This window comes from Novosphingobium sp. YAF33, assembly GCF_052113265.1.
GTDB lineage: Bacteria > Pseudomonadota > Alphaproteobacteria > Sphingomonadales > Sphingomonadaceae > Novosphingobium.
The window spans coordinates 27,408-46,147 of the sequence record NZ_JBFRCW010000014.1 but is presented as its reverse complement, the minus strand read 5'-3'; the positions used below and the strand labels follow the sequence as shown (position 1 = coordinate 46,147).

Below are 18,740 nucleotides of genomic sequence, written 5' to 3'. Positions count from 1 at the left end.
GCAGGATGCAGCCAAGGAAAAGGCCCCGACCGATCGGGGCCTTTTTTCCGTTTCTGCAGAACAATCCTCGTCCGTATCGGACAGGCCGAAAGCTGTATCGTCTCACCCAAGCGCTTGAACCGGCCTATTTCCTTATAGACAGGTACGACATGACCCAAGCAATTATACTTAGCATTAGATCCGTAACGAATTAATACTGCACCATCAGCGCCGCCATGATGATTTATTCTATTGCCACTCCATCGCGATACGGAGTATTCGTCTGGCACGATAGAGAGTAGGTCGAATTGCTGTTCCAGATCCACCAAACGGGAATTGGGCAACAGGGGAACTTCGCCAAGTCTCTTGAGTGGGCGTGATTTGCTGAAGAGATAATCGGGAAGCCGGCACAATCGTCGTCGAATTATCGCGATTCATGACTCAACGATTTTCGGAAGGAACATCCCGTGGCAATAATTGATGGATCTTCGATTGGTGATATCCTGTCGGGCACTTCGGCCAATGACGAAATCCTGTCCGGCCAGGGCAACGATACCGTGCACGGCAATGGCGGCAACGACATCATCCAGGGCGGCGCGAACAGCGACAATCTCTATGGTGACGAGGGTGACGACATTCTCTGGGGCCAGGGTTCGCCGGATAAGCTGCGCGGCGGCGACGGCAACGACACGCTCCACGGCGGCGGCGGCGACGATCGCCTTTATGGCGGCGCCGGAGACGACATCATCCAGGGTGGTGCCGACAACGACGTGCTCTATGGCGACGACCCCAACGACCCGTCCGTAACCGGCTCCGACATCTTCCAGTTCGACAAGGACGACGGGTCGGACAAAGTGTTCGATTTCGAACAGGGCATCGACAAAGTCCAGCTGACGGACGGCGCCGGATATTCGATCTCGTTCTTTGGAGACAATACCATCCTGACCTACGGCAGCACTTCGGTAATGCTCTACGACGTCCACCTCGTCGATGCGGACATTCTCGTCGCCTGACACCCAAGGCACACGACAAGAACCGGAGAAGGCCCATCCTTCTCCGGTTCATCGTGTCCATAAGGCGGGGCGCGCGGCGCGCGCGAATGTCGCCCAACGGCGACCGTATCTCGGCATTGTCCAAGCGCGGATAGGCGGTCCAAGGCTAAGCAGAAACTCAGTATGCCTTGGAGACACCGCCTGACACCGGGGCAGTGGAATCCAGACCTGAACCTCAGATCAGGAGCGTCAGCAGGCAGCCCCAGGCCAAGGCGGAAAGACTTGCCGCCACCGCCAGCCCCAGCATCGGTCGCCGCGGCCCCTCGCTTGCAAAGACATGCTCCAGTGCTGCCGTCGAACGACAGAGGCGCGCGCTTTCGCCGGGATCCCGTCCGCAATGCGCTGCCGCCCAAGGCGAAGATCGATGCACTGCCCCCTCCGGCACGGCGGCAGTCCGGTGCATCCTGCCCTCCGCAAGGCCGTCGGTCGCCGCCGGGCGGCGCGGATCAGAAAAGGATGACATCGGTCGCATCGATCATCGGCTTTCCGCGCAGACTGGCCAGGGCAACTGCAGAGGCCGCACCGTCGCCGTCCGCATCGTAGTAGAGCATGCCGATCCCGGGATCGTAGAACAGGTGCATGTCGGGCCTCGTCGCCTGATTTCCGATTCCAAAGCCCTCCACAGCGCCGGCCGACCAGCCAGCGATGCCTGCGAAGGCATCGCGGTCGATGGCGATGCGGTCCACGCCATGCGTGAAATCCAGGATGATATCGGCGTTTCGGCCGGATTCCAGCACGTCGAACAGGAACACGTCCGCCCCTGCTCCGCCCTGCAACTTGTCCGCACCGCCACCGCCCGAGATCACATTGGCACCGTCATTGCCATAGATGATGTTCGGCAGCGCATTTCCGGTTCCGTCGATATCATCGGTGCCGATCAGATAGAGATGCTCGATCCAGTCGCCCAGAACGAAGTCCACATCGGAACGGACCGTATCGACGCCGTCTCCCGCCATGTGCTCGGTGACCTGGTCCCGAACGTTGTCGACATAATACGTGTCGTCCCCGCTTCCGCCCTCCATGCGATCCGCTCCGTGCCCGCCGTCCAGACGATCCGCGCCGCTTCCGCCGATCAGGACGTCATCCCCATCGAGCCCCAGCAGACGGTCGTCTCCCGCGCCGCCCTCCAGGTGGTTGCCGTGAGCATCGCCCGAAAGGATGTCGTTGTGGCTGGAGCCAATCGCGTCGGACGCGCTCACGGCGACTTTCCTGCCATCGACCACCGCACTCGCCGTCGCCAGATCCAGCCGAACGCCTGCCTTGGCATTGCTCCAGTCCGCAGCAGGGACCTCGGCCATCGCCGCGAGCGCCGGCGCCTCGGAGAATATCTGGATATGCCGCGCAGTGGCGTCGCCGGTCGCATTGGCACCCGACGATACCGTGAACTCCACCCGGTCGCCCGCCGCCAGCCTGACATGGTCGAGACTGAAGCTATAGCGATTGCCGTGGGCCGGATCGTAGACGTGCTGCTGCAGGATCTGCAGATCATTGACGGTCACGGTGAGATAGATGCCATCCTTGGACTGGTCGCCCACGTCGTAGTCGCCCTTGATCGTGAAGAGACCGGCCACGGGAGACGTATATCGCTCCAGGACGGCATAGCGCGAGGCGGCACTGGTCCCGCCGGAAAAGTCCGCGGGCGTCACGCTGGTCGCATTGACCTCCAGCGGGCGGAGCCATTGCGATCCCAGGTAGGGCGTCCAGGGTTCCCCGCTTTTCAAGCCTCCGCCCATGGTCTGGAGAGCCGTCGTCTGCCCCGTTCCCGACCGGGTGAAGTAGGACCAGGGGCCTTCGAAACCGGCGCCGGCGGCATCCTTGTTGGTCACGTCGAACTGGTCGAAACTGTCCGCGACGAGCGCCCCGGCATGAAATGCCACCGATGCAGCCGAGATCGTGCCTTCGGACTTCAGGATGATCGGCTGGTCCGCCGAAATCCTTCCATCGAATTGGGCGATGCGGTTCCCCTCCAGATCGTAGGCGGCAACCCCCGGGGCCAGGGAAACCGAGCCGGTCTGCCCCCAGAGCACCGCCGCATTGTCTCCAAAGGTATAGAAGTAGGTGAAATCGTCGGTGGCCACTCGCGCGATCGTCGGCGCGCCTGCCAACAGGCCGTCGAGGAACTGGAAGGCTTCACCGGCCGGCGTGGCCTGCCCCGCCGCCGTGTTCCACAGCTCCATGTTCGGAAAATAGGATTGCCGCGCCAGGGCATACCAACTCGCGCTTTCGATCCCGGCCGCCCCCATGACGCTGAGCATCTTGGCCAGATAGGCGGGCGCCTCATCCAGGGAGGCAAAATTGCCGCCGAACTCGGTAACCCGGATCTCGATCCGATTGCCGATCACGCCGCGCAGCACGCCGATCTGGTCGGCAAACTGCTCGGGCGGCGTCGTGTAGGGGTGGATCGATATCGCGTCGAGAAGATCCAGCGTCCCCAGCGCCTTGAGATCGGCAAAATAATCGACCGGAATGGAATGGGTTGCCCCGCCCACCATTTCCACCTCGATACCGGCCTTGCCAAGCGCGGTATCTACCGCGGAGACCAGTTTGGCATAGTAGTCATCACGCTCGGCGGCCGAAGCAGTGGCGATCGGGCCGGTAACGAACGAGTTCGAATTGTATTCGTTGCCGATCTCGATCGCGCCTACACCGGGATAGTGCTTCAGAGTGGCGACGACGAAGTCGGCAAATGCCTGCCGACCCGCATCGCTGTAGACGGTGAAACCCTTGTCATAGAGAGCATTGGCATGGGCGAAAGTCAGCGTGACGAAGAGCCCCTGTCCCAGCGCCCGATCGAGCCAGGCGGCCTGCGGCACCGTGAAGTCGTAGCGACCGGCCGCCGTCTCCACGGCGCCCCAGGGAATGCTGTCGCGAATGGCCTCGGCGCCAAGCGTTGCTGCGGCATCGAGCAGAGAGGGGCTCCAACCCTGGCTGAAATGGGTTTGCGCACCCAGAACGATAGTCATGAAACGGCCTCGTGGAATGGTATCGCTCCAGATGCGCCGCAGACGGTACCAATCGATGTAAGTGCATGGTTATCCGCCCGAACATCTCTCCTGACAGACTGTTCCTTACCCACCACGTATTGTTACTTATAGATACTGCACCTTTCGCCGATTTGACGGCCGTTCTGCTGAAAAAAAGATCGATAATGGCCATGCTTCCTGTTGAACTGCGGGCCGTTACGTCGATTTCGGAGATGTTCGCGCTGCAAGATCGGCCTCTGCACGACTAAGGTAACGCCAGTCCGCACTCGCAAGGGCGACGTTCCCGGAGATAGACTTGATACCCGCCAGAGCCAGCAATACTTCAGGAAGCGCACCGGGGCGTGGAACCTTGGCGTCAGTTTCAGTCGCCTCATGAACGCCCTTCCTATCGTTCTGTTCTGGCTCCTCATCTGTTGCGCCATCATCAGGCGGCCGCCTTTCGCGCTCTACCTGTTCTTCGCCACGATGCCCTTCGGCGCCTGCGCCGCCATCCCGACCAACCTCACCGGCGGCCTGACATTCGTAGCGACACCGATCGTGGCGCTGATTATCATCGGCAAGACCTTCCTCGCTCGCGGCGGGCCTTCGTCTTTCCTCACGCTGGCGCTCCTGCCGGACCGGCTGCTGTGCCTTTTCGCCTTCTGGATCGTCGCCAGTGTTGCCACGCTGTTCATGCCGCACCTGTTCGCCGGTGACATCCTCGTCGTACCGGTTCGCGGTGTTCTGAGCACGCCCGTGCCGCTGCATCCAACCACGCAGAACCTGTCGCAATGGGTCTACATGACCATCTCGGTCTTCACCGTCTTTGCCATGGCCAGACTGCTCCAGAATCCTGCGATGCGCCAGCATGCCCTCCAGTCCATCTGCCTGGGCGCCGCAATGCTGATCGCGACGGGACTGCTCGACTTCGCAAGCCAATACCTGCCTCTCGCCGCGGTGCTTACGCCGTTTCGGACGGCTTCCTACGCCCTCGCGACCGAAGTGGAAGTGCTGGGCTCGAAGCGCGTGGTCGGCCTCATGCCGGAAGCCTCGGCCTTCGGAAATTACTGCCTAGGATTCCTCTGCGCCTTGCACTTCTACCGGCGCGCAATCCTGAGCCAGACGTTGCGCGACAGGATATGCCCCATACTGCTCGTCCTGCTGGTCGTCCTGTGCTGGCAGTCCAAGTCTTCCGCCGCCTATGTGGGGCTGGCAGTGTTCGCGGCGATGGCCGCACTGGAATGGCTGCTACGCGCCCATGCGCAAGGTCGGGGCGCGCATGTATACAGGCAAGGCCTGATGGGCGAATTGTCCGTTCTCGTCACGATACTGGTCGCGATAACCCTGGCGCTGCTGTTCAAACCGGGCTTGCTCGATCCGATACTGGCCTTGATCGATCGGATGGTTCTGCAAAAGACCTCCTCCCTGTCGTACGAGGAACGCGGAATGTGGCGGGTGATCGCGCTTTCCAGCCTGTTCGACAGCCATGGCTTCGGAATTGGCCTGGGGAGCACCCGCTCTTCCAGCAGCATCGTCGCGGTGTTGAGCGCAACGGGAATACTGGGCGGAGTTCTGTTCTACGCCTTCGCGGCGCAATCGTTCTTTCGATCCCCGCGATACGCGACCGTGGAATCCGAAATCATCATGTCGGCATTCCGGTTTTCCTACGTGCCGATGATCGTCGTGTCGTTGATGATCGCTGACGCCAACTTCGAGCCTTTGACCGGGTTCGGGTTCGGCATCACCGCCGCCCTTGCCATCGCCCAGGCAAAGCGAAGGGGAATGGGCCATGTGCCGGAAGGGTCGCCCGCGCAGCCTCCCGCATCGCTCAGTGCTGTCTCGATGGATCAAGCGGCGCTTCTGCCGAACGGAGCTGCAACCTCATGACCGCGGCGACGGCGTTGACCAACGCGCATGATCGATATGGTCTCCTGGATGAACTTCGCGGAATTGCGGCTCTTGTCGTCCTGCTCTTCCACATCGGGACGCGCATCGGCGCGCCGGTGGTCGCTGCCAACGGCTACCTTGCGGTCGACTTCTTCTTCATGCTGAGCGGCTTCGTCCTGGCGGAAGCCTATGGACGGCGGCTCACCGGCGAGATGACCTTCGCCGAATTTGCCATGCGGCGCATGGCTCGGATGATGCCGATCGTGGTTCTCGGCGTCTGTCTCGGGACGACTTACGCGCTCACCCGCTGGTACGCGGCGCCCTCCCGGTCGGACGACCTGCCGACGATCCTGGGAAGCGCCCTGCTCAATGGACTGCTGCTTCCGAAATGGTGGCACGGATCGGCAACGGGCTGGGAAGTTTTTCCGATCAACGGCCCCCTCTGGTCGCTGTTCTTCGAAATCGTCATCAACCTGATATGGGCGGCATGGCTGGTCGCCAGACGCCCCGGCACTTTGGCTTTGCTCGCGATCCTCAGCCTGGTCAGCCTCTGCCTGCTGGCGCGCCATCACGGGACAATGGATCTCGGCTGGAGCGGGCCGACGCTGGCGGGCGGCATGGCGCGCGTATCGTTCGGTTTCCTGACCGGACTCCTGATCCACGCGGCGCGTGATCGGCTGCCCGTGCTGGGGCGAGGCGCTGCCACGATCGCGATCATGGTGACCGTGGCGGCGCTGGCCCTGCCAGTGAGCGATGTATCTTGGGTTGTCGCCATGACGGCCCTGGCACTGCCGGCGGCGCTGGTGCTGGCAGTATGCTCCGGCCGCCAGCGCATTGTGCCGGGCGCCCGGTTCCTCGGCACGATTTCCTACGCCGTCTACGGGCTGCACGTCCCCTTCCTCGCGCTCTATTCGGGCCTCTCCGAAAGATTCACCGGAAGAAGCGATGCCGGGTTCGAAGCCTACCTGATGGTTCCGGTCATCCTGGGCGTGGCCGCCCTCGCCACCACTTTCTACGACCGCCCCGCCCAGCGCATTCTTCGCAAGGCCCTGGATGCGCGGTATCGGCAGCACGGCGTGGAAGTATCACTGGCGCGCAAATCGCCCGCAAATCCCGTGGGCGCGAGAGGACTCCGCCACGAAACCGCAGACTCGTGAATGGACACGACGAATCCTGGTGCGACATGCTCACATGCAAAACGGACCCGCGGGACTGCATCCGTTTTTCTCAAGTGCCGGATGTGCAGATGATCGGCCGCAGCAAGATCTCGGCAATGCCCAGATCGATCCTGGGCTCCGTTCCATCCAGCCTGAGAGCGCACATCCCCGGCCCCGCACTCTCAGGGAGAGCGGCCGGCCACTGGAAGGCTCTGACGCGCTCCGATTTCGCGACCCCTGGCCCGGCAATTTTCGCCCCGCTTACCGGCGCCTCACAACTATGCCGGGCCCGTGCTGCCACGCAGGATGAGTTCATGCGGCAGCATCAGATGCGCGTGCTCGTCCCCCGCCTTCTGCCGGAACTGCGGGTTCACCAGAATATCGACGGCCGCTGCCGCCATCTCCGCCTTGGGCTGGCGGACGGTCGTGACTTGCGGCCAGGCCGCCCGGGAAGACGGCGCATCGTCGAAGCCGCAGACAGAGAGCCTTTCCGGCACGGAAATGCCATGCTTCATCGCGGTGATCAGCACCCCGAGCGCCATGTCGTCGTTCGAGGCGAATATCGCGGTGGGGCGTTCCGGCAGGGCCAGAAGGCGCTCACCCAGTTCCATGCCCGTGCGCGAACTGAAGTCTCCGCGCACGATGCAGTCCTCATCGACCGTGACGCCCGCTGCGGCCATGGCCTTGCGGAAGCCCTCTTCACGCCGCGCCGAGGCGCTATGGCTGATCGGGCCCTGGACGAAACCGATCCGCCGATGGCCAAGGCCCAGCAGATATTCCGTCATCTCCTGCGCTGCACGGCGATCGTCCATGCGCACCGTTCCCGAAGCCGGCGGAGCGCTGCTGGGCGCGACAAGAACGGTGGGCAGGCCGGACTCGGCGAAAACGGCCATCAGCGCCGCCTCGTCACAGATCGGCGGGGCGACGATCGCCCCGTCGAGCCGCAGCGCCGCGATACTGCCGCGAACCTGGCTCTCCCAATCGGGCGCCGTCAGATCGACCGGCTCCACCACCAGGTGGTAGCTGCGCTGCCGGCAGCCGATCAAGGCTCCGTGCTGAACGTCCGTGGCATAGCCTGAGACGGGATCGTCGATGAACAGGCCCAGCAAATAGGAACGCGAGCTGGACAGGCTGCGCGCAAAGGCATTGGGCCGATAGTCGAGTTCGGCCACGACTTTCTGCACCAGTTCCCGCACCTCGGGCCGCACATAGGCCTCGCCGTTGATGACGCGGGACACCGTCTTGGGTGAGACGCCGGCCTTGGCCGCGACATCCTTGATCGTGACGATGCTCAAGACGCTGCCTCCCCGCCGCGCACGCACAGGGCAGCGAACAGGGCGATCCCCACGTAGCAGGCCGCCGGCAGCAGCAGTGCCGGTAGCAGGCCGATCGCGTCAGCCGCCATGCCGGTAAGCAGCGGCACGATCGCCCCGCCGACCACCGCCATGCAGAGCCACATCGAGGCCAGCGGGGCCTTGCTGCTGTCCCGCGGCATGGCGAGCGCGTAGATGGTCGGGTACATGATCGCGTTGCACAGACCGACAGCGATCAGGGCGCCGGCACCAGCCGCGCCGGGCAGCAGGGCCGCGGCCACCGTCAGCATGATCGCCGCCAAGGCCGCGTAGACCAGCAAGCGGGCCTCGGCGATCCAGGTCATCAGCCAGGCCCCGGCGAAACGGCCGATCATGGCCCCCGCCCAGTAGAGGCTGACCAGTCGCCCGGCACTGACCGGCTCCAGCGCCAGCCGGTTCGGCAGCATCAGCACGTTCGTCATCAGCGTCCCGATCGTCACTTCCGCGCCCACGTAGAGGAAGATCGCACAGGCACCCCAGAGAAGCCGGCGCTCGCCGAGCACGGCGAAGATCTGCCGGGTCCAGTCCCGCGGGAGATAGTCGCCCGCGGCGGACGGCGCGTCGGCCAGCAATGCCCGGTGCGCGATGTAGAACGTGGCCAGCGTCGCCAGTCCTGCCCCGATGGCGATGAAGGGTATCGACGCGGTCACCTCCACGCGCGCGCCGGGGGCGATGTCGGCCAGAAGGAACGGCGCGCTCACCAGCGGGCCAAGCACGGTGCCGAGGGAGTTGAAGCCCTGCAGCAGGTTGAGCCGGAAAGCCGAGCGCCGCGACGGCCCGATCACCGTCACCACCGTATTGGCCGCGATCTGCAGGACCGTCTGCCCGGCCGAAAGCAGCAGCAATGCTCCCAGCACCAACAGGAATTGCCGCATCCCCTGCGCGAGGACCAGCGCCAGGCAACCCGCCGCCATGACCGTCAGCCCCGCCGCGATCGCCCGCATATATCCGATTCGAACCACCGATAGCGCCGCCGGCAGGGCGAACAGCAAGTAGCTGGAGTGGAAAGCCAGCTGGATCAGCAGCGCGCTCTTGTAGTCCAGCGCCAGCACCGACTTGAGCTGCGGCACCAGCAGGCCGACCGAAGCGCTCAGGAACCCGCCGATGAAGAACACGCCGATGGAGAGCCAGAACAGGCGGCGGGTCACCGATTCCTGCGCTTCGGACGTGCGGCTGATCGGGGGGGAAAGCGACATGGTGGACATCTATGGCACTCGGCAGGCGAAGGCAAACGGGCCGGATCGCGGAAATGATGTGTCATGAAATCCACAATCTGACATCGATGTCAAATCGTTGCCGAACCGTTTTCAAATGCGCTTGACATCGATGTCAGATTGCGGCCATCAGCCGCTCACAAGGTACAAACCATCTGGGAGGATGACATGACGAGGCACGATCTCGTCGCGGGCACAGCGCTCGCGGCTTGCCTATTTTCCATTTCCACCGCAGCCCACGCGCAGGATGCCGCAGCACCTGCCCAGAATTCGGCGCAACAGGCGTCGTCGGCTGCTTCCAACGGTGACATCATCGTCACGGCCACGCGCCGCGAAACGACTCTTCAGTCGACGCCGATCGCGATTTCGGCCTTCAGCCAGGAAACGCTGACCAAGAACGGCGTCAAGGACGTTACCGACCTGGCCCGTTTCGTGCCTTCGCTGCAGTTCAACCAGCAGGGCGACCAGTCGGCCGTGCTGCTGACCCTGCGCGGCATCGGCAACGACAGCGCCTATACCGAAGTGGCCGACCCCGAAGTCGCCATCTATATCGACGGCATCTATTCGCCGCGCTCGCAGGGCGCCTCGGTACTGATGTACGACATGGAACGCGTGGAAGTGCTGCGCGGCCCGCAGGGCACGCTGTTTGGCCGCAACGCCACCGTCGGCGCGCTCAGCCTGATCTCGGCCAAGCCCAAGCTCGGTGAGTTCAGCGGCAATGTCGAAGTGACCGCCGGCAACTACGACCGTCTCGGCGTGCGCGGTGCGATCAACATCCCCGTCACCGACACCCTGGCCTTCCGCGTCGCTTTCGTCAGCGACCGCCACGACGGCTATGCCGACTACCAGGCCGCGCCTGACATCGCCGGCATCAACAAGTCGGCCTTCGTCACTTCGGGCAAGAAGTACTATGCCGCCGACCAGCAGTCGGGCCGCGTCTCGATGCTCTGGCAGCCGAGCGAGAAGTTCAGCTGGAACCTGTCGGCGGAAGGCTTCCTCGACAACGGCGCGCCGGTTATCGGCCTGCTCCAGACCCCGCGCGCGGGCACCAAGCGCTGGTCCACCCTGAGCGACACCGCGCCCAGCACCGACCGCTATTCGGTCGCCGTGCGCAGCACGATGAACTACGACATCACGGACGGCGTCCAGCTCAGCTACATCGCCGGCTGGTCGCGCATCGGCGGCAGCACCCGCACCGATGCCGATGCGGGCGCCCTGCCCCCGACCGGCCAGGTGGATGCGGACGGCAACGACCTGCCGCTCGGCGCCTTCAACGAGAACGCCACGCTGTCGTCGCGCTATGACTTCCAGAGCCACGAACTCCAGCTCAAGTCGAGCGGCGAGAACGAACTCGACTGGATCCTGGGCGCTTACTACAGCCACGAGAAGAACAAGATCCGCTTCGACATCGACCAGCGCAACGGCTACCGCGACGGTACGTTCAGCTGGGCGGGCAGCTTCATCCAGGCCAATCGCCAGATCGACAGCCGCGCCGTGTTCGGCCAGACCGTGTGGCACGCCACCGACTGGCTGCGCCTGACCGGCGGCCTGCGCTACACCTCGGACAAGAAGCAGGACATCGGCGGCCGTAACGTCACGTTCTCGGGCGACGGCTGCACCGATGCCGACAAGGCACCCGGCGGCGCCTGCACCACCGGCATCTTCGGCGCCTATCCCGATGCTTCGGCCGCGGAACTGGTGGCCCTGCTGCCCGGCTTCTCGATCTCGAACAACGACGTGAAGGGCAAGTGGGACAAGCTGACCTACCTCGCCCGCGTCGATGCCGATCTTGCCGAGGACACGCTGGGCTATGCCAGCATCTCCACCGGCTTCAAGTCGGGCAACATCCAGGACAATGCCGGTCTGACCGATCCGGAAACCCTGACCAACTACGAAGTCGGCCTCAAGACCCGCCTGCTCGACCGGGCCGTGACGCTCAACCTGGCGGCCTATTATTCCGACTTCAAGGGATACCAGGTCAACCAGGCCGTCACCTTCCGCGACGATGCGGGCAACGTGGTGCGCAGCCAGATCGTGACCCAGAACGCCAAGGGCGCGAAGGCTTACGGCCTGGAAGCGGAAATGAACGCCGCCTTCACCGCCAACGACCGCCTGAACTTCTCGGCTACGCTGCAGAAGACCAAGCTGGACGATCTGGAAAGCGTCGACGGCCGTCTCTACGACGGTGGCAAGGCGTCCTCCATCGTGCAGCTGCAGGGCAACGAACTGGCCCACGCGCCGCGCTTCTCGGCCACGCTGAGCTATGAGCATGATTTCGAACTGGCGAGCGGAGCCCGGATCACCCCGCGCTTCACCACCCATTACGAAACCAAGAGCTGGCTGAGCTACTTCAACGGCGACGCCAATCCGTTCGTGAACGTCAACGATCCGGCCGACAACATGCCCGACCGCGGCACCAACGGCACGTCGTGGGACAAGCAGAAGGCCTACTTCCGTTCCGACGCCTCGCTCCGGTTCAGCCCGGCAGACGGCAGGTACTCGGTCGAAGCCTTCGTCCAGAACATCGAGAACGGGCATATCCGTACCGGTGCCGGTGCCTTCGGCGCGCCGCGCTACGATCCGGTGTTCCTCTCGAACCTGCAGCCGCCGCGGACCTGGGGTGTGCGCGCCAGCGCGAACTTCTGATAGCGAGCTGAAAGGAAACAACATGACGACCGACTATCCCTCCTCCGGTCGCGTCGTCATCCTGGGCGGCGGTACGGCCGGTTGGCTGGCCGCCGCCTACCTTTCCCGCACGTTGAAGCTGCCGAACGTCACGCTGGTCGAATCCAGCGAGATCGGCATCATCGGCGTGGGGGAAGGGACTTTTCCCACGATCCGCACGACACTGGCGGGCCTGGGGATCAGCGAGGCGGAATTCCTGGTCCGCGCCGACGCCACCTTCAAGCAGGGCGTGCTGTTCGACGGCTGGGCCACCGGCACCGACAGCTATTTCCATCCGTTCAACCTGCCCGTGGGCGGCGAGGACGAAGCGCTGCTGCCGCACTGGATCGCCGATGACAGCGGCCAGCGCCTCCCCTGGGCCGATGCCGTCACCGTGCAGGAACAGGTGATCCGCGCCGGACGCGGTCCCAAGCGGGTCGAAGACCCCGACTTCTCCGGCCCGATGAACTATGCCTACCACTTCGACGCGGCCCGCTTCGCCGATTACCTGCGCGACATATCCGTCGCCGCCGGGGTCGACCGCATCGAAGGAACCGTCGCCACCGTGGAGCGTGCGGACGATGGCGATATCGCCGCGCTCGTGCTGGCCGATGGCCGCCGCGTGGAAGGCGACTTCTTCCTGGATTGCTCGGGCTTCCGCTCGCTGCTGATTGGCCAGACGCTGGGAGCGGGCTTCACCTCCTGCGCCGGCAGCCTGTTCAACGATCGCGCCCTGGCCATGCAGGTGCCCTATGCCGAACCCGGCGCGCCGGTGCGGCCCTATACTCTGGCCACCGCGCACGAGGCGGGCTGGACCTGGGACATCGGCCTCAGCGAACGCCGCGGCATCGGCTATGTCTACTCCAGCCGCCATTGCTCGGACGAAGATGCGGAAGCAACGCTGCGCCGCTATGTCGGCAGCGAAGGCGACAGCCTGACCCCGCGCCAGCTGCGCTTCGAAACCGGCTACCGCGAGACCCAGTGGATCGGCAACTGCGTGGCCGTGGGCCTTTCCGCCGGCTTCTTCGAGCCGCTGGAATCGACCGGCATCATGCTGATCGAGGCCGCGCTCAAGATGATCGGCGAATTCCTCGTTCYCGGCAGCCGCGCCGCCCGCGACGCTGCCGCGCGCAGCTTCAACCGGCTGATGGCGGCCCGCTTCGAGCGCATCGTCCATTTCCTCAAGCTGCACTACTGCATCACCCGGCGCACCGACACCGCCTATTGGCGCGACAATGCCGATCCGGCCTCCATCCCCGAAGCCTTGCAGGACATGCTGGCGCAGTGGCGCCACCGCCCGCCCTCGCGCTTCGACTTCGTGGTGGATCTCGAGACCTTCCTGCCGCCAAGCTACCACTACATCCTCTACGGCATGGGCTTCGAAACCAGCCTTTCCGCCGGAGCGGCCCGCTATCCCGGTGGCGCCGCTGCGCGCGATGTCTTCTCCCGCGTCCGCAGCGCCCATGCCGGCGCCCGCGGTGCCCTGCCGGACCACCGCGCCCTTCTCGACCATTATCACGCTCGCTCGGCCCCCCAGCCCAACAAGGTTTTCCGATGATTTCTGCCACCAAGACTGCCCTGATCGCCGGCCTCATGGCCGGCGCCAGCCTGAGCGCACCGGCGCTGGCTCAAAACGCACCTGCCCAGAGCGCGCCTGTCCAGAGTGCTGGGGCCTCCACTTCCGCCGCGACCTCCCCGTCCTCCCAGGCCCGCGCCGATGCCCTCGTCAAGCAGATGACGCTGGAAGAGAAGCTGCAGCTGGTCCACGGGTTCTTCCCGCCCCTGGCCAAGCCGGCGGTGCCCATCGCGATGATCCCCTCTGCCGGCCATATCCCCGGCATTCCGCGCCTGGGCATCCCGACCCTGCGGGAGAGCGACGCCAGCCTCGGCGTCGCCAACCAGATCGAGCAGCGCAAGGGCGACGTAGCCACCGCGCTCCCGGCCAGCATCGCCACCGCCGCCACGTTCAACCCGAAGCTCGCTTATGAAGGCGGCGCGATGATCGGCGCCGAAGCCCGCGCCAAGACCTTCAACGTGCTGCTGGCCGGCGGCGTCAACCTGACCCGCGACCCCTGGAACGGCCGCAATTTCGAGTATCTCGGCGAAGACCCGCTGCTCGCCGGCGTCATGGTGGGCCAGCACATCAAGGGCGTGCAGAGCAACCACATCGTCTCCACCATCAAGCACTTCGCCTTGAACTCGCAGGAAACCGGCCGCACCGTGCTCGATGCCCGGATCGGCACCGCCGAACTGCGCGAGAGCGACCTGCTGGCCTTCCAGCTCGGCATCGAGGCCGGCCAGCCCGCCTCCGTCATGTGCGCCTACAACAAGGTCAACGGCGACTATGCCTGCGAGAACGACTGGCTGCTGAACAAGGTGCTCAAGCAGGACTGGGCCTACAAGGGCTGGGTCATGTCCGACTGGGGCGCGGTCCATTCCACCGAGAAGGCCGCCATCAATGGGCTCGACCAGGATTCCGGCCAGGAACTGGACGACCAGATGTTCTTCGACACCAGGTTCGCCGAAGCGGTGAAGGCCGGGCGCATCCCTATGGCCCGCCTTGACGACATGGTCCGCCGCATCCTGTTCGGCGTGATCGACAGCGGCTTGATGGATAACCCCGTTCCCGAGAGCGCCCAGCAGATCGACTATGCGGCTCACGCCGAAGTCGCCCAGCGCGCGGCCGAGGAAGGCATCGTCCTGCTCAAGAACCAGGGCGACCTGCTGCCTCTCGCCAGGACCGCGAAGAAGATCGTGCTGATCGGCGCCCATGCGGACGTGGGCGTGCTTTCGGGCGGCGGGTCCTCGCAGGTCCGCTCCGTAGGCGGCGCGCCGGTCGAAATCCCCCTGACCAAGGGCGCCGCCGCCTCCTTCGCGCGGATCACCTGGCATGCCTCCTCGCCGCTGAAAGCGATCCAGGCCCTCGCGCCGGGCGCCAGCGTCACGTATGTCGACGGCAGCGACCCCAAGGCGGCAGCCGCCGCCGCGAAGGGCGCGGACATGGCGCTCGTCTTCGCCTGGGCCTGGCGCACCGAGGCGCAGGACCCCGAGAGCATGGCCCTGCCCGACAACCAGGACGCGCTGATCGAGGCCGTCGCCGGCGCCAACAAGAAGACGCTGGTGGTGGTCGAGGCTGGCGGGCCGGTGCTCATGCCCTGGGTCAGCCGCGTACCCGCCATTCTCCAGGCCTGGTATCCCGGCCAGCGCGGGGGCGAGGCGATCGCCAATATCCTGTTCGGCGCGGTCGATCCTTCGGGCCGCCTGCCGATGACGTTCCCGGTCGGCATCGATCAGGCCCCGCGCCCGCAGCCGCTCGGCCTGGCCGAACTCCACGCCGCCGAAGCGCGGCGCAGCGCCGGGGACAAGACCGTCTACGGCATGAGCGGCGGCGTCGCCTCCTTCCCGGTCGACTACCCGGAGGGCGCCGATGTCGGCTACCGCTGGTATGCCGCGAAGAACGAAAAGCCGCTGTTCCCCTTCGGCTTCGGCCTTACCTACACCAGCTTCCGCTACGCCAACCTCAAGGTGTCCGGCGGCGCCAGGCTGACCGTCGCCTTCGACGTGACCAACAGCGGCAAGCGCGAAGGCGCCGACGTGCCGCAGCTCTATGTCGAGGCGAAAAGCGCCGCAGGCACGAGCGCCTATCGCCTGGCCGGGTTCGAGAAGGTCTGGCTCAAGCCCGGCGAGACCCGCCACGTCTCGCTGACCGTCGACCCGCGCGTGATCGCCCGTTTCGACAACGCCGCACCCGGCTGGATCGTCGATGCCGGCGCCTATCGCCTGCGCATCGGCCACTTCGCCGGTGACGCCGCTCTCGAAGGCGCCGCCAATCTCGACCGGGTGACCGCCAGGCCGTGACGACCAAGCCCTGATACCCCCGGCGGCGGCACCGGCTTTCCGCCGGCGCGCCGCCACAGCCCATCCTGACGCCCGCCCTCACAGGAGACCTCATGCCCCGCCGTTTCCCAGCCGCTTCCCTGTCGATCCTCGCCCTGGCGCTGACCGGAGCGGCGGGCGCGCAATCTGCGTCTCCTCAGGCCGCCTCTCAGGCCGCTTCCCCAGTGGCCAATCCGGCGATCTGGCCCAAGGTGAACGCCCAGCCGAAGCGCGATCCCAAAGTGGAAAAGCGCGTCGATGCGCTGATCCAGGCGATGTCCCTGGAAGACAAGGTCGGCCAGATCATCCAGGTCGACATCGGCTCGATCAAGCCCGCGGACGTGGTCACCTACAAGATCGGTTCGGTGCTGAACGGCGGCAACAGCGGCCCTTATGACGACGAATATGCCTCGCCCGCCAAGTGGCTGAAGCTGGCGGACGAGTTCTACGACGCCTCGATGACCCGCAGCGATTCTCGCCCGAAGGTTCCCATCATCTGGGGCACGGATTCGGTCCACGGGAACAACAACATCGTCGGCGCCACGCTTTTCCCGCACAACATCGGCCTTGGCGCCGCCAGGGACCGCGATCTCATCCGCAAGATCGGGGAAGTGACCGCGCTGGAAACGGCGGCGGCCGGGCTCGACTGGACGTTCGCGCCCACGCTCGCCGTCGTGCAGGACGACCGCTGGGGCCGCACGTACGAAAGCTATGGCGAAGAGCCGGAGATCGCGGCGGACTATGCCGGCGCCATGATCGAAGGCGTGCAGGGCAAAGTCGGTACCAAGGACTTCCTCGCCCCCAACCACCTGATCGCCACCACCAAGCATTTCCTGGGCGACGGCGGCACCGGCGGCCGGGACCAGGGCGACACGCGGATTTCCGAAGAGGTTTTGCGCGACGTCCATCTCGGCGGCTATCCCGCCGCGATCGAGGCCGGCACCCAGTCGGTCATGGCCAGCTTCTCCAGCTGGAACGGCGCAAAGATGAGCGGCAACAAGTCGCTCCTCACCGGCGTGCTGAAGGACCGCATGGGCTTCGACGGCTTCGTGGTGGGCGACTGGAACAGCCATGGGCAGGTCGAAGGCTGCACCAACGAGGATTGCCCCCAGGCGATCAACGCCGGGCTGGACATGTTCATGTATTCCGGGCCGGGCTGGAAGCAGCTTTACGACAATACCCTGCGCGAGGCGAAGGACGGCACCATTCCCATGGCCCGCCTGGACGATGCCGTGCGCCGCATCCTGCGCGTGAAGCTGCGCGCGGGTACGTTCGAGCGCGGCCGCCCCTCGTCCCGCATGGCGGCCGGCAAGTTCGACGTGATCGCCAGCGCCGCCCACAAGGCCATTGCGCGGCAGGCGGTGCAGGAATCGCTGGTCCTGCTCAAGAACGAGGGCGTGCTGCCGCTGAAGCCCAACGCCAATATCCTGGTGGCGGGCAAGGCCGCCGACAGCGTGAGCCAGCAGGCCGGCGGCTGGTCGATCACCTGGCAGGGCGCGGACCTGCCCAACTCCGCGTTCCCCAATGCCACCACCATCTGGAAGGGCATCGAGGACACCGTGAAGGCTGCAGGCGGCACCGCGACTTACGCGCCGGACGGCACATTCGCGAAGAAGCCCGACGCCGCGATCGTGGTCTTCGGCGAAACCCCTTATGCCGAGTTCAAGGGCGACATTCCCAACCTGGAATACAGCCCCGGAGACAAGCCGGACCTGGCGATGCTGAAGCGCCTCAAGGCGGCGGGCATTCCGGTCGTTGCCGTGTTCCTGTCCGGCCGGCCGCTATGGGTGAATGCGGAGCTGAACGCCTCGGACGCCTTCGTCGCGGCCTTCCTGCCGGGCAGCGAGGGCGGCGGCGTGGCCGACGTGCTGTTCGCCCGGGCCGACGGCGCGGTCGCTCACGACTTCAAGGGCAAGCTCAGCTTCTCCTGGCCCAAGCGCCCCGACCAATATGTCCTGAACCGCCGCGATCCGGGCTACGATCCCCTGTTCGCGTTCGGCTACGGCCTGTCCTATGCCCGCCCCGGCAAAGTGGGCAAGCTGGACGAAACCCGCCCCGCAGGCATGACGGAGGCGACCCCCGGCACGTTCTACGGCACCGGGCGGACTCCTCCGGGCTGGCAGTTCGACACGCAGCTGGTCAAGGAAACCGGCGTGGACCGGCGCGCGCAGGAGGATGCCCGCCTGTTCACCTGGGGAGAGCCGGGCGGCAAGGCGGGAAGCGGCACGGCAACAGGCCGCGTCGCCATCGTCGCGCCCCGCCCCATCGATCTCTCGCGCGAGAGCAACGGAGAGATCAGCCTAGTGATCCAGTACCGGTTGGACGGCAAGCCCACCGGCCCGGTCACGCTGGGCATGGAGAGCGGCGGCAAGACGGTGGGCGTCCCGCTCACGCAGACGCTGGCCAAGGCGGCGCCGGGCACCTGGACCACGTTCGCCATCCCGCTGCAATGCTTCGCCAGCCGCGGCGCCGACATGCACGCCCTCACCGCGCCGCTGGTGCTGTCCGCCACCGGACCGTTCGCCATCGCCATCTCCGACGTGAAGCTGGACTATGTCTCGATGCCGATGAACGCCTGCGGCGGCTGAGGCCCGCA

Annotated in this window: 10 protein-coding genes; 7 read left to right on the top strand and 3 right to left on the bottom strand. The window is 65.3% G+C overall.

Translation table 11 applies throughout. The features are described from left to right. The first annotated feature begins 446 nt into the window (after window positions 1-446). On the top strand, window positions 447-992 hold the full coding sequence (locus AB4Z00_RS22255; RefSeq protein ID WP_132268855.1) for a calcium-binding protein: 546 nt from the start codon (window positions 447-449) through the stop codon (window positions 990-992). Between the two features lie 485 nt (window positions 993-1,477). On the opposite strand, the gene AB4Z00_RS22250 is transcribed toward AB4Z00_RS22255, so the two are convergent. Next, window positions 1,478-3,994 carry a calcium-binding protein gene (locus tag AB4Z00_RS22250; RefSeq protein ID WP_442047288.1) on the bottom strand — a complete coding sequence of 839 codons (2,517 nt, stop codon included), beginning with the start codon at window positions 3,992-3,994 and terminating at the stop codon, window positions 1,478-1,480. Window positions 3,995-4,387: 393 nt separating this feature from the next. On the opposite strand from AB4Z00_RS22250, the gene AB4Z00_RS22245 reads away from it, so the two are divergent. Beyond that, a complete protein-coding gene (locus AB4Z00_RS22245; protein ID WP_442047287.1) occupies window positions 4,388-5,881 on the top strand; it encodes a hypothetical protein in 1,494 nt (497 codons plus the stop codon). Beyond that, window positions 5,878-7,038: an acyltransferase family protein gene (locus tag AB4Z00_RS22240; RefSeq protein WP_442047286.1), complete on the top strand. Its 1,161-nt coding sequence runs from the start codon at window positions 5,878-5,880 to the stop codon at window positions 7,036-7,038. The genes AB4Z00_RS22245 and AB4Z00_RS22240 overlap by 4 nt, the downstream gene beginning before the upstream one ends. A 278-nt stretch (window positions 7,039-7,316) precedes the next feature. On the opposite strand, the gene AB4Z00_RS22235 is transcribed toward AB4Z00_RS22240, so the two are convergent. Next, window positions 7,317-8,333: a LacI family DNA-binding transcriptional regulator gene (locus tag AB4Z00_RS22235; RefSeq protein ID WP_442047285.1), complete on the bottom strand. Its 1,017-nt coding sequence runs from the start codon at window positions 8,331-8,333 to the stop codon at window positions 7,317-7,319. Then, window positions 8,330-9,595, bottom strand: a complete 1,266-nt coding sequence (locus tag AB4Z00_RS22230) for an MFS transporter (protein ID WP_134095950.1) — start codon at window positions 9,593-9,595, stop codon at window positions 8,330-8,332. Before AB4Z00_RS22230 ends, AB4Z00_RS22235 begins: the two co-directional genes overlap by 4 nt. Before the next feature lie 177 nt (window positions 9,596-9,772). On the opposite strand from AB4Z00_RS22230, the gene AB4Z00_RS22225 reads away from it, so the two are divergent. From AB4Z00_RS22225 to AB4Z00_RS22210, 4 genes are all read left to right on the top strand, one after another. Continuing rightward, complete coding sequence (locus tag AB4Z00_RS22225; protein WP_132268864.1) at window positions 9,773-12,250, top strand: TonB-dependent receptor; 2,478 nt, start codon at window positions 9,773-9,775, stop codon at window positions 12,248-12,250. 22 nt (window positions 12,251-12,272) lie between these two features. After that, window positions 12,273-13,826, top strand: coding sequence for a tryptophan halogenase family protein (locus tag AB4Z00_RS22220; protein ID WP_442047284.1), 1,554 nt, complete (start codon window positions 12,273-12,275; stop codon window positions 13,824-13,826). After that, the gene (locus AB4Z00_RS22215) at window positions 13,823-16,126 is read left to right on the top strand and encodes a beta-glucosidase (protein ID WP_442047283.1); all 2,304 of its coding nucleotides are present in this window, start codon (window positions 13,823-13,825) and stop codon (window positions 16,124-16,126) included. The genes AB4Z00_RS22220 and AB4Z00_RS22215 overlap by 4 nt, the downstream gene beginning before the upstream one ends. Window positions 16,127-16,218: 92 nt before the next feature. After that, complete coding sequence (locus AB4Z00_RS22210) at window positions 16,219-18,732, top strand: glycoside hydrolase family 3 N-terminal domain-containing protein (protein WP_442047282.1); 2,514 nt, start codon at window positions 16,219-16,221, stop codon at window positions 18,730-18,732. Window positions 18,733-18,740: the final 8 nt, after the last annotated feature.